This is a genomic window from Acinetobacter sp. NRRL B-65365, assembly GCF_001605865.1.
In the GTDB taxonomy this organism is placed as follows: Bacteria; Pseudomonadota; Gammaproteobacteria; order Pseudomonadales; family Moraxellaceae; genus Acinetobacter; species Acinetobacter vivianii.
Genome location: NZ_LRPD01000027.1, coordinates 16,433 through 28,458, shown reverse-complemented (window position 1 = coordinate 28,458; position 12,026 = coordinate 16,433). Strand labels below are relative to the sequence as shown.

Genomic DNA, 12,026 nt, shown 5'->3' with positions numbered 1-12,026 from the left:
AATGTTTTAATGCAGTACGAGTGAAAAAGAGCAGATCATCTTACTAATTATAGTTTAACAGGCATTAAAAAAACGCCACCTGAGCAAATCAAAGCGATGAAAGCTTTGATATAGCGCAAGGACGTTTCTTTAAGCTTGAAGGGTTGCCATCTTCTGCCAATACTGAGCTTTCAAGGAATCACGTTCTACTCGGAAGCCTTGATAATACAATTCTGCTAAAAATAGTGCCGCTTTACCGTGACCTGCTTTAGCGACTTCCTCAAGCTCTTTTACTGCATCTTGGAAGTTTTTTTGCGATTGAATTGTATTGACCGCATTTGCATATAGATGCTCTAGTTCATGGTGTGTAAAATGTTGAATCATATAATAACTCCTTATTTTAATTATGATTACCGCAAATTCTATCCAAAGTTACTCTACTTTGAATTTAAGCTACTTTAACTTAGAATTATTAAAGTAATATGACAAATTGATGGAATTGTCAAATATATTCAGCAATTTTGCGTAAATAAAAGCTTACACGATTAAACATTTACCACAAATAATTTTAAGTAGAATCAAAGTGAGAATAAGAGAAAAGGAGAATAACATGTCAAATGTAATTGATGGTGTGAACGTTGATGTTCCTCCATTAGAAAGCCAAATCATTGCGCTTGCTCATCATCATCGTAAATTACTTGATGAAGCGATCTTTCATCAGGAAATTCATCTAGGTGATTATTGTCTTGCTCAGCGTAAGCGTGTTTATGACTTTGCCAGCCATTTAAGTCCTGAACAAAAAGACCGTTTTTATAAAATTTATGATGGCGAGCTGAAGAATATTGCCGATGACGATGATTTACATCCTGCTGATGCAGAAAGTGGGGTGGGGATGTTTGCAATTTTCATTGTTCTCGTCATCATTGCATTCATTCTGTACTTTGCTTTTGTTCGTTCGCTAGTCAGTTAATCACAGCTAAAGTTGTTTGCACGTTCAATAAGTTGTGGAATTGTGACTTATTGAACGTTGTACTTGTCCTAAGCGAATCAGAGACATACACTACCTCTAATTCGAGGTAGGTTATGTTGTCTATACTTTCTAAACATAAAGTGATGCAATCCAGATTAGGATTCAAACTGGACCAATTTTATAATATTTTGGTCGGTATTATTATTTTGTCCATTTTTATACTTGCGTATAACGCATTACTACGTCCAATCAATGCAGTGCAATATCAGCAAGTGGTGCAGTTTGCTCATCAGGCCAGCCATCCCAGAACCCAACATATGGCGCATGATGTTTTAGAACAGATGCCAATTCGCCGTCTAGATTATTTAAAGTTATTAAATGCTTATCAATTTGAATCAAGCCGGATTAGACAATATCCAGCGATGGCGAAAGAAGATGAGTGAGTTTTAATCGACTCCTTTCCATTATAAATGAATGAATTGTCCCATTCGGGAAAACGATAGCAATTTATGCTAGACTGGCCCCATTTTAAAAGCTGCTTTACTCTCAAGGAATCGACATGCAACAGCAATCGAATATGCAAAATAAATTCTTGATAAATGCTGACATCGGTGATGACGATGTGACATTACCAAGTTTACCTGCTGTCGATGTTCCCATTATAGAGCCAGCTGTAGAGCAAACAGTTGAAACCCCTGTAGCAGCACCAGTCGTTGAGCAACCAGCATCGGCAGCTGTTGAAGAAGAAGCCAAATCAACAGGCTTCTTTGGTCGTATGAAAGATGGTTTGACGAAAACCCGTCGTAGTTTTACGGATGGTATGGTCAATATTCTGATTGGTGGTAAAGAAATTGATGACGAATTACTGGAAGAAGTTGAAGAACAACTTTTAGTTGCAGATATTGGTGTTGATGCGACCAAAACTATTATTGCCAATTTGACTGAACGTACTGCTCGTGGTGATTTGATTTATTCGCATGCTTTATACAAGGCACTTCAGGAAGAATTGGTTGCTTTGCTTGCCCCACGTGTTAAACCACTGCATATTGATCCGAACAAATCACCGTATGTGATTTTGATGGTAGGTGTAAATGGTGTAGGAAAAACCACAACCATTGGTAAATTGGCGAAGCGTTTACAAGGTGAAGGCAAGAAAGTAATGTTGGCTGCGGGCGATACATTCCGTGCAGCAGCAACTGAACAATTGCAAATCTGGGGTGAGCGCAATGACATTCCTGTTGTGGCTCAAGGTCATGGTGCTGATAGTGCTTCTGTGATTTTTGATGCATTTGAAAGTGCGCGTGCCAAAGGCATTGATGTATTGATTGCAGATACCGCTGGTCGTTTGCAAAACAAAGCCAACTTGATGGAAGAGTTGAAAAAAGTGAAACGTGTGATGCAGAAAATTGATGCAACTGCTCCACATGAAATCATGCTAATTGTAGATGCTGGTACAGGTCAAAATGCGATTAATCAGGTTCAGCTTTTTGATGAGGCTGTTGGCCTAACAGGTATTACCATTACCAAACTGGATGGTACTGCAAAAGGCGGCGTATTGTTCAATATTGCAAGTCGTACCCATGTGCCGATTCGCTATATTGGTGTTGGTGAGAAAATCGATGATTTACGTCCATTCTCGGCTAAATCTTTCGTTGCTGCGTTATTTGAAACAGACAAATAAATTAGCTTCCAAGATGAAATAAAAGCCGAGTTCTCGGCTTTTTTTCTTTTTAAAAACAAGATATAGCTGGCAATATCATTGCGTGATTACGAATCATTCTACTAAAAGAGATAGAGTGGAACAGAGCAAAATAATAAGATTTGCTAGGGGCAAGAGTTAGAAGTGAATCCATTAAATCCAAGTACATCTGAACCTGAATCGTATATGAATTAGCATTGTTTCAAAAAAAGAACGATCTGTTATGTTTTTTGGTCTATTCCTGAAAAATACCTCGTTATACACTACATTCAATCCAAGATAACGCCTCAGGGCACAAAGTAGGAATAACAACATGAGCAACTTCTTAAATAGTATTAAATCACGCCGTACAATTTATGCGATTGGTAAAAACCTTACAGTAGACCAAGCAACAATTGAAGAAACGATCCGTGAAGCTGTAAAACAAAGCCCATCATCATTCAACTCACAAACTTCACGTGTTGTGACTTTATATGGTGAATCACATGCAAAATTCTGGGAAATCGTACGTGAAACTTTACGTAAAATGGTTCCAGCCGAAGCTTTCGCTAATACAAGCGCGAAAATTGATAGCTTTGCAGCAGGTTTTGGTACAGCGTTATTTTATGAAGATCAAGATGTTGTAAAAGGCCTACAAGAGCAATTCGCGCTATATGCAGATAACTTCCCAGTATGGTCTGAACATTCAAGTGCAATTGCTCAATTTGCAACTTGGACTGCCTTATCTGAAATTGGTGTTGGTGCATCATTACAGCATTACAACCCAATTATTGATGCAGAAGTTGCAGAAACTTTTGATATTCCTGCAAATTGGAAATTACGTGCTCAGCTTGTATTTGGTTCTATCGAAGCTGCTGCTGGCGACAAAACATATATGGATGATGCAGCACGTTTCAAAACTTTCAACTAAGTTTAGATCGGGCATCAAAAAAAGAGCACTTTATGTGCTCTTTTTATTGGAGTAAAAATTTCTCTTTTAAACTTATACGTTGTTAGAGGAGCATTTCATTGAGAGAAGACAAATCAGGTGCCGTCTTGTAAGAAAGCTCACTAAATTTACAGGGAGATGTTTTTCGTCGTGCCAAGCTCCTCAGATTCTCCTGTAATAGAAGCTTTAGCAAGTTTGAATAGGGTTGCTACTTTACCTGAACCTTTCCAGTATTGAGCGCCGTTGCAGATCACACGGAGTAGTTGAATATCTGGGTCAGATTTACCATGTTCAAAGAATGCTTCATAAGCAGGAGACCAGATCTGATCAAGAATCGCAGGATCGACGACACACTCAGCGATACCATTAATCGAAACATAATCATTATTCGATATATTGCTATATCCCAAATTGACTTGGTTATTTAGCGGAATACTTTTCACAAGTTCAGAACTTTTAGAACCTAAAAACCATACGATTCCATTAAAATCAGTATCTTGGGTGGTCATTGGTACAGAGTGTAAGTGGCCTTTTTCAGAAATGAAAGTAACCATGGCAAATTTAATGCCTTTAAGCAATTGATTTAATTCTTGATATTCATTGTTTAGGTTGTTCATACCGAAGTTCTCCTACATTTGATTTCTCAATATCCATGAAAACAAAAAAGTAGAGGGTTTCGGTTTGTGGCGCATTTGTTTTATCCATCTAGAAATGATGACTTCATGTTAATTAAATTATTAAAAAATATTTAAAAGCAGTTATTTCAATCGCTTTGGGAAGCTTGTCTTATATTTCGCGGAAAGCCATTTGTATGTTTTTAAGCCAATTAGGTCTGTGACTATCAGTAACTTTAAGAGGCAGTTATGATTTGTTGGTTTAATTATAAGTTTTTGTTTTATAATGCTTAATTTGAAATAATTATGTGAAAAGTGTAAAATATACACTTGTCTTTATTTGTTTGTTTATTGGGTGGCTTGGTGAAAAAAATATTAATTCTTCTTATAAGTACGGTGATTTCTGGTTCAGTTTATAGTGCAGATGACTTATTTAATAAACCTCAATCTATATTGATTTTGCAAAATGACGAACCTCAATATCAAATCGAGAGTAGTGAACAAGTTGATTTCTTTGAGTCATTGAAGCAGCAAGAGCAAGAGCGTCTAAGTCAACGGACTCAAGATTTAGAAAGCTTGAATGAAATTCAATCAATTACTTCTAATATGAGTCCTCATGACAGAGCGCAGTATTATCTTGAGCATCGACATTTGGGTGCTTTAGATGCGCATGGGCAAGAGCAGCAATTCAATTCATTACAGAAGGCTCGAAATAGAGGTATGATTTCAAACCAAGACTATCAACAAAAAATTATGAAACATAGTCCATTACCTTTAGAGCATAGAAGTAATCAACTTAAATTATCAATTCCGATTGGAGATTAAGGCGACTGATTTCTAATGAAATTGGGTGGACAGATTTCTTTTCCACCCAAAGCTTCCGTAATAATGACATCTGACTTACATTCTTTAGCTATTTGCATAGGACAGGTTATTCAAATTATTCATCGGCGATTAAAAGCTGAATGGCGATGCGACCTATAGTTAAGTTTTCCCCCCAGAGTAGATACTCTCTATGCATGGGAGCTTATCCATTTAAATTATCTATAAAAAACAAACTCAGTACTGTAGATTTGAATTGAGTATTTTTGACCATTTGGTAAAATAATAGAGTAAGGTACTGTTTTTGGGGTGCTTTATTTTACTTTTCAAGGGGTTGAAAATTATGAATATTATCAAGTTTTTAAAAAGCTTTAACACAATTGGGGCTTATCTAATCGTTGCAAGCATCGTACTTGTCATACTTATTTTATATTTTTATTTCATTAATCCAAATTAAGTATTAATCATTGTTAAGCAAAGCCACTTTCGGGTGGTTTTTTACTGCTTATATGTTCTTGCGGAAGAGACAAGATGTTTCAATGTTTACAATATGGTAATAATTTAAACACGATAATTACAATCCGATTACGAATTATTACACTTAATCTGATATAAAAATTTTAACGAGAAGAGGTTGATAATTATGAATATTTTTAAGTTTTTGAAAAGCTTTAATACGGTAGATTTTTATCTGGTTATTGCTAGTCTTATGCTGGCGGCACTTATATTTCTATTTTACTTTGTGAGTCCAAATTAACACCTAACGAAGTATTGTCTGGCATTTTTTATACCCTAAATTGCAAGATTGGTGTAATCATTATTTTTACCAAGTCCGTTAGACCATATGATGTAAAAGTGTTTAAGGAATTGTTGGAGGGTACCAATCGCGAAAAGTTACAGAAAAACCTTTTTAGAGAAAATCTTGAATTGCAATCTAAATTATTAAAAACGCAGTAAAAATCAAAAATTAAATAATAATAGGGTTGTGTTAAGGGTTTGTAGATATCAAAGAATGTTGAAATCTTTGCCTTTTAACACTAAGTTTTAGATAAAGCTTTTTTCTTTTGCTGGTTTTAAGCTGTACTTATCTTAACAAAGCTAAGTTGTTGCAATAGGCAGTTTTAACTTTTGTCATAAAATCGTCATAATCGCATTGCATAGTGCATACGGTTTCATAAATTGTTTATAACGAGAAGAGTCTAATGTCTTTAAGAGTTGGTGTTGCTGCTTTCGGGTTATTATTAAGTAGTTCAGTGTTTTCAGCAGTTACAATCACTGCACCTGAAGAAATCGTGATTCTTGCTGTAAATGGTCAAGAAGTGAATAATGGATTAATTACTTCAAAAAAGAATAACTATCAGGTCGATCCGGGTAATTTAGTGGTTAATGTTCGTTATCGCGAATATTTTGAGCATTTGAATGGTGAGCATGACATCCTTAAGTCAGGTGTAATCACGATTCAGGCACCGAACCTTCAAGATAATCAAACTTATACTTTAGGTTTGATCAACGCACCTAAAGATTTTGAAGCCGCAAAGAAATATGCTGATCAGCCTACAGTTGCTTTATATGATCAAAATAAAAAGCTTGTCGTTCAACAAACAGGTGCGAACAATGAAGCACAACCTTGGTTCTCAGGCAATAATTTTTTAAGCCGCACTCTGGATTTAACCCAAAAGAATAAAAACAATGTTGCCAATCAGCCAGCACCTGTTTACTCAGGCACTGCTACACAAGCAGCGGTTGTTGCAACTGCGCCCGTTGCTGTAACTACATCAGCCCAAGTAGGTGCAATCAAGACAACCGATCAGCAAATGGCAGAATTATGGCAAAAAGCATCGAAAGCTGAACGTCAAAAATTCATGGCATGGTTAGCTGGACAAAGCAACTAAATTTCATATCAATAAAAAGGCCGATGATATCATCGGCTTTTTTACGCTTTTAAAAATAATTAGACTGTTTTATCTCTGGATCTACGAATAAGTTAGACCTGATTTTCTGTAAGAACTGAATGATCCTGTTTTTGATTGGACCAGATTGAACCTACGGGTGCGCTTAGTGCTCGATCTCTTGCTTGTTGATAAAAGCGTAAAAACACTAAAGAGAAGAATATTGCAACAATATCTATCCAGATTAAATATCCTGTTGAATGCCATAACCCTTGAATAGGAAATAGGTAAGCGAGAACAGAAGTAGTTGGAATAAGCAATAAAATCACCGCAATTGCAAAGAAGAGCTGAGGTAATGCTTTGGCTGCTCCAATTAGAAAGCTGTATAAAACACAAGCAATAAACACAAAATAGTAGCTGTACATGAATACATGGTTATGACTTTGTAATTGCATTGGTATGACGTAGGCCCAGCGTCCAACCAGCATGCTCACAAATATTGCCAGCATACAGCCTAGACATGCGCCGATCGTAAGATTAGCAATAAACATCACATCCTTACGTTGTTGTGGAGCTGGCAGATTAGGATTTTTCTGTTTCCGTAAACGGGTTTCAATCCAAAGGATATTGCCAGAATAAAATAAATAAGCACCACCTAAACCAAAGATGAGATAAATCCAACGAATGGAATCACCACCATAATTTCCAAAATGTAGTGCGAACATAGAACGGATCAGTGATGCAGCCGAGCTTTCTTCTGTTGATAGGGTTTTGGTTGGATAAGGTGAATCTTGATAAGGATTAAAATTCATATAATCAAAAGTATCACCCCGTAGCATCCGGTCTGGATGATACAGTGCAACGAACGCAGAGGCCCGTTCAGGATGATCCAGCTGGTTGAAACGGATACCATCAATGCGATAATCAGGTGCAGCTTTCTGTATATTCTGGAAAATCTTTTCTACATCGAGCTGTGGTGCTGGATCAACAATTTTTACCGCAGGCGGTCGTTCAAAAAGTGGTTTGTCTTTTGAGACCAGTTGGCTGAGTGCACTGTAGAAAATATCATGAAAGGCAAAAACAACCACGGTAACGCTGATAATAATATGAAATGGTAAGCTGGTGATCCCGATAACATTATGGGTATCTAACCAAAAACGTTTTTTATTTTTACCTGGACGGACAGCAAAATAATCTTTGATCAATGTCGGCAATAACACGATCAGACCAGACATAATTGCAAGAAAATATAGAACTGAAACCACACCCATCACCATAACGCCAGCAGTATGATGTCCCATCATGCCTGGAATGCCTGCAGTTTCATGAAGTTGTTCAATCAGCCAGCCTAATTTAGACACATGCACTTGTTGAGCAATCAACTGACCATTGGCATCGAGTGTTGCCAACATACTGGTTTGAGCAATATCAACTCCATGATGATCTTCTTCTGGCTCATGTGCTGCTTCCCATTGAATCGGCGCATTATGTCCTTCTGGTGAGCTAAAACTGAGCGTAAAGGCTTTCTTTGTCTCTGGATATTGTGCCTGTACTTGTTCAACGAGCTGGTTATATTGGTTAGATTGAATGGCCGCTAGTTTTTGTTGAGGAGGTGTTGCCCATTGACTCAATTGATGTTGAAACATGGTTAAACCACCAGCAAAAAAACAGATAAACAGAAGAATACCTGCGCTGATTCCGACCCATGTATGAAGATTTTTACCTGTTTTAATGATATCTGCGCGAACTTTCATTTTTAACCTCGTAACCAGAACAACAGGGCATAAGCAAGCACATTCGTAATACTGAAAATCAGCATCGTTTGCCAACCTTTCGGGATGAAATAGGCAATAAAGAAAGCAAATAGCCAGAACCACGGGATCGACCACATACCTAATTGAGGTGCAATAGAGGAGTCCGAGTGTGACTTGTTGAGTAGAACGATGATTGCACCCATTGCCATGGCAAAGCTCAGTCCTAGAAAGAAACCGGCAAACGTTTTTGTCCACCAGTCTGGTTGTAATTTTTGTTTCAGCATATCCATTTTAATTTGACCTTTTCATTAGCATGAGCAGAGGAGCGAATGACCAGACTAGTGTCGCAATTGCAAGCCAGATCAAGATTGCCACGAGTAAAGGCAACGCATAAAGCAATATGCTTAAACCAATCAATAAACCGATTATGGCCGTATAAAAAAAATAACGACCCAGTTGTTTTTTTAAGAAATTTTGATTGGGATGGCTGAGATAAAGACCCATACAGGATAAAAGTGTGACAGTGATCCCGATTAGTTTTAAAGTCATATGTGAAATCTGCAAATAGTAATGATAATAATTATTGTTTAAATTTTAGCAAAATTAAAGCCTATATTCAAAAACTTAATCAAATCCAAAAGGAACAAAGGAAATCATTGTTATTGATAATCATTTGCATTTATGTAGAATGTAAAAAAATATTTTCAGGGGGAAAGAATGAAGCACCATCATTTATATACTGCGATCATGTTTGTTTTGGCTGGTCAATATCACAATGTCGCATGGGCAAATGATTCTCGTATGGAGCAAGAGAGCAATAATGTTTTACCCACAATTCATTTAAAAGCAGAACAAGCAGATCCATCCTATACCGTAAAAAAATCAAAATCTGCGACGAAACTTGATTTATCTCTGAAAGAAACACCTCAGAGTGTCACGGTATTTACAGCACAACAAATCGAAGACCAAAACCTGAATAGTACCAATGATGTCTTGGCTCAGACTGCTGGTGTCACCATGGTTCAGTACGGACAATTGGGTGCGGGCTATAACACTTATTACTCACGAGGTTTTGCAATCACCAATGTTCAACGCGATGGAATACCAACATCAACTGCTTCTTTTGGTGGTGCAGATATGTTTGGTCTTGAAGATTCAGCACTTTATGAACGTATCGAGGTGACTAAAGGCGCTACAGGTTTGACCAGTGGATCAGGCAATCCAAGTGCCAGCATTAACTATGTACGAAAACGTCCTACAGCAGAGTTAAAAGGGGCCGTTAATGTACAGGCGGGTAATTGGGATCGGTATCGTAGTCAAATTGATGTAAGTGGTGGACTAAATCAGGATAACTCGATTCGTGGTCGTACCGTCGCTGTTTATGAGGAAGGCGGCAATCAACAGGATCGGTTTCATCGTCAAAATGCAGTGATTTATGGGGCTTTAGATGTTGATTTAAGCGATAAAACAACGCTTACTACGGCTCTTACAGCACAACAAGTCAAAATTGATGGGGCGACGGCGCACGGTTTTCCATTTATAACGCATGATGGACAAAAACAGGTAAGTTTTGGGAGAAAGGATAATCCTGCGGCAAACTTTACCTTTAGTGACACTGAGAAATTAAATATTTTTCTAGGCCTTGAACATCAGTTTAATGATAACTGGCAGGCAATTGCGAATTATGCATTTACCAAGGCAAGCAATAAACGTGAGTATGGCGTCGCTGGATCTGGGGGCATTACTTATGATAAGCCATATAGTGTGAATAAAACCTTAACCTTACAACCAGGGCAAATGGTGGTGACGAGTGGGCGTTTAGAAAGTACACCAGAGGTACATTCCCTAGATTTATATACATCAGGCAAGTTTCAGGCATTTGGGCACGAACATGATGTTAGTTTTGGGGTAAATGGTTATCGGATTCAATCGGATGATCCAACTTTCAACCGTTATTATGTCATTGAAAATATTACAGGTTGGAATGGAGCGAGTCAAAGACCTGATATAAAACAAAGTGGCCGTAATCTTGTAGATGAGCAGCAATTAGGTGCCTTTGCCGCTGCGAAATTACAATTGCTTGATCCATTAAAACTGGTATTAGGTACACGTTTTAGTAACTGGGAACGTAAAATCACGGATAATGAACAAAAACAGAATGGGGTTTTTACACCGTATGCAGGTTTAATTCTTGATCTGACGGAGAATGTATCTGCTTATAGCAGCTATACCACAATTTTTAATCCTTCTTCTCGAAAAGATAAAAATGAAAACTATCTAGATCCAGAAGAAGGCAATAGTTTTGAGGTGGGTCTAAAAGCAGATTTTTATGAAGGGCGTTTGAATGCAAGTGCTGCCTATTTCTCAATGAAACAGGATAACTTCGCAATTCAGGATACCAGTGCCGGAACAGCAGAGTTGGATTTTCAGCCTTATATTGCTGTAGATGGTGCGAAAGTGAAGGGCTATGAATTGAGTCTTGCCGGTGAAGTTTTACCGGATTGGAATATTCAGGCTGGCTATACTCATACGGATGCTAAAAATCAGAATGGTGAGATTCTGAATCCTATTTTACCGAAGAATACCTTTAAATTATTTACCACATATAAGCTGGATAAGATTACTTTAGGCGGTGGAGTAAATTGGCAAAGTGAAATTTATGATGCTGCTTCCGCAAAAGCTGGGGGCTTAGCTGCCCAATTGAACCGACAAGACAGTTATGCGTTAGTCAATTTGATGGGGCGTTATCAAATGACTCCAGATGTCAGTCTTGGCTTAAATGTGAATAATTTATTTGATAAAGAGTACAAGGCAAATACTACAAATACGTGGGGTGTGGCGCGTAACTTTACAGCTTCAGTGAACTTTAAGTTTTGATGACTTGATAAGTCAGCCGAAAATAAAAAAGCTGCCAGATCTGGCAGCTTTTTTAAATGGTAGGAAAAAGAAAATAACTTATTGGCCTAACCAGATAAAGTATCCAAGAACCATCAAAGGCCAGGCGATATAAGGGCTAAATAACCATTTCCATAACCAGAATCTTGGTACAAAACCAACCCCATGCACAAAGCCACCAGAAATGCCAATCATCACCAGCATCAGCAGGCTATGATTATAGTGTCCGTTTGCATCCAGCATCAGCGATGGATGTACCAGTAAAATAGCCGCAAGGGGCAATGCCAACAAAAACGAAATGGTCATTGCAAGCACTTGAGCTTTACGATTCTTCGGTGTTGTCATTGCTTCAGCCATTTTATTATTCCTCATCTAAATTTTGATGATGTTCGATATACAGTGCACTGAGTACACCTGCGAAACATGCCATCAAAATGCCTAGAATCCATGCAAAATACCACATGTCACATCTCCTG

The 12,026-nt window shown here is 37.7% G+C and carries 14 protein-coding genes; 7 read left to right on the top strand and 7 right to left on the bottom strand.

All coding sequences use genetic code 11. The features are described 5' to 3' along the window. Positions 1-129 precede the first annotated feature (129 nt). Entirely contained in the window at positions 130-363 is a 234-nt protein-coding gene (locus AWW72_RS11420; protein WP_004772455.1) for an SEL1-like repeat protein, read from the bottom strand. A 226-nt stretch (positions 364-589) separates the two neighbouring features. On the opposite strand from AWW72_RS11420, the gene AWW72_RS11415 reads away from it, so the two are divergent. The 4 genes from AWW72_RS11415 (at position 590) to AWW72_RS11400 (ending at position 3,558) form a co-directional block, all read left to right on the top strand. Next, positions 590-949, top strand: coding sequence for a hypothetical protein (locus tag AWW72_RS11415; protein WP_004772454.1), 360 nt, complete (start codon positions 590-592; stop codon positions 947-949). Positions 950-1,062: 113 nt separating this feature from the next. Continuing rightward, positions 1,063-1,392 (top strand): hypothetical protein, encoded by a 330-nt coding sequence (locus tag AWW72_RS11410; RefSeq protein ID WP_062847420.1) that lies wholly within the window; start codon positions 1,063-1,065, stop codon positions 1,390-1,392. Between the two features lie 116 nt (positions 1,393-1,508). Continuing rightward, positions 1,509-2,630, top strand: a complete 1,122-nt coding sequence (gene ftsY, locus AWW72_RS11405) for a signal recognition particle-docking protein FtsY (RefSeq protein ID WP_062847419.1) — start codon at positions 1,509-1,511, stop codon at positions 2,628-2,630. 331 nt (positions 2,631-2,961) lie between these two features. Next, positions 2,962-3,558: a nitroreductase family protein gene (locus tag AWW72_RS11400; RefSeq protein ID WP_004772449.1), complete on the top strand. Its 597-nt coding sequence runs from the start codon at positions 2,962-2,964 to the stop codon at positions 3,556-3,558. Between the two features lie 146 nt (positions 3,559-3,704). Here the strand turns inward: AWW72_RS11400 and AWW72_RS11395 are convergent, their stop codons facing one another. Continuing rightward, positions 3,705-4,193, bottom strand: a complete 489-nt coding sequence (locus AWW72_RS11395; RefSeq protein ID WP_062847418.1) for a pyridoxamine 5'-phosphate oxidase family protein — start codon at positions 4,191-4,193, stop codon at positions 3,705-3,707. Between the two features lie 360 nt (positions 4,194-4,553). Between AWW72_RS11395 and AWW72_RS11390 the strand changes: the two genes are divergently transcribed. Both AWW72_RS11390 and AWW72_RS11385 read left to right on the top strand, forming a co-directional pair. After that, positions 4,554-5,015, top strand: coding sequence for a hypothetical protein (locus AWW72_RS11390; RefSeq protein ID WP_062847417.1), 462 nt, complete (start codon positions 4,554-4,556; stop codon positions 5,013-5,015). A gap of 1,199 nt (positions 5,016-6,214) precedes the next feature. Then, positions 6,215-6,904 carry a DUF2057 family protein gene (locus tag AWW72_RS11385; protein WP_062847416.1) on the top strand — a complete coding sequence of 230 codons (690 nt, stop codon included), beginning with the start codon at positions 6,215-6,217 and terminating at the stop codon, positions 6,902-6,904. Positions 6,905-6,996: 92 nt separating this feature from the next. On the opposite strand, the gene AWW72_RS11380 is transcribed toward AWW72_RS11385, so the two are convergent. Genes AWW72_RS11380 through AWW72_RS19665 form a run of 3 tightly spaced genes read right to left on the bottom strand, consistent with a single transcriptional unit; the run spans position 6,997 to position 9,204 of the window. Beyond that, positions 6,997-8,655 carry a PepSY-associated TM helix domain-containing protein gene (locus AWW72_RS11380; RefSeq protein WP_062847415.1) on the bottom strand — a complete coding sequence of 553 codons (1,659 nt, stop codon included), beginning with the start codon at positions 8,653-8,655 and terminating at the stop codon, positions 6,997-6,999. 2 nt (positions 8,656-8,657) lie between these two features. Next, positions 8,658-8,945 (bottom strand): hypothetical protein, encoded by a 288-nt coding sequence (locus tag AWW72_RS11375; protein ID WP_062847414.1) that lies wholly within the window; start codon positions 8,943-8,945, stop codon positions 8,658-8,660. A gap of 1 nt (position 8,946) precedes the next feature. Further along, the gene (locus AWW72_RS19665) at positions 8,947-9,204 is read right to left on the bottom strand and encodes a hypothetical protein (RefSeq protein ID WP_005257846.1); all 258 of its coding nucleotides are present in this window, start codon (positions 9,202-9,204) and stop codon (positions 8,947-8,949) included. A gap of 168 nt (positions 9,205-9,372) precedes the next feature. Here AWW72_RS19665 and AWW72_RS11365 point away from each other — a divergent pair, with 168 nt between their 5' ends. Next, positions 9,373-11,532, top strand: a complete 2,160-nt coding sequence (locus AWW72_RS11365; protein ID WP_062847413.1) for a TonB-dependent siderophore receptor — start codon at positions 9,373-9,375, stop codon at positions 11,530-11,532. A 78-nt stretch (positions 11,533-11,610) separates the two neighbouring features. On the opposite strand, the gene AWW72_RS11360 is transcribed toward AWW72_RS11365, so the two are convergent. Beyond that, on the bottom strand, positions 11,611-11,907 hold the full coding sequence (locus AWW72_RS11360) for a cyd operon YbgE family protein (protein WP_005257841.1): 297 nt from the start codon (positions 11,905-11,907) through the stop codon (positions 11,611-11,613). A 4-nt stretch (positions 11,908-11,911) separates the two neighbouring features. Further along, positions 11,912-12,013: a cytochrome bd-I oxidase subunit CydX gene (gene cydX, locus AWW72_RS11355; RefSeq protein WP_000270276.1), complete on the bottom strand. Its 102-nt coding sequence runs from the start codon at positions 12,011-12,013 to the stop codon at positions 11,912-11,914. Positions 12,014-12,026 lie beyond the last annotated feature (13 nt).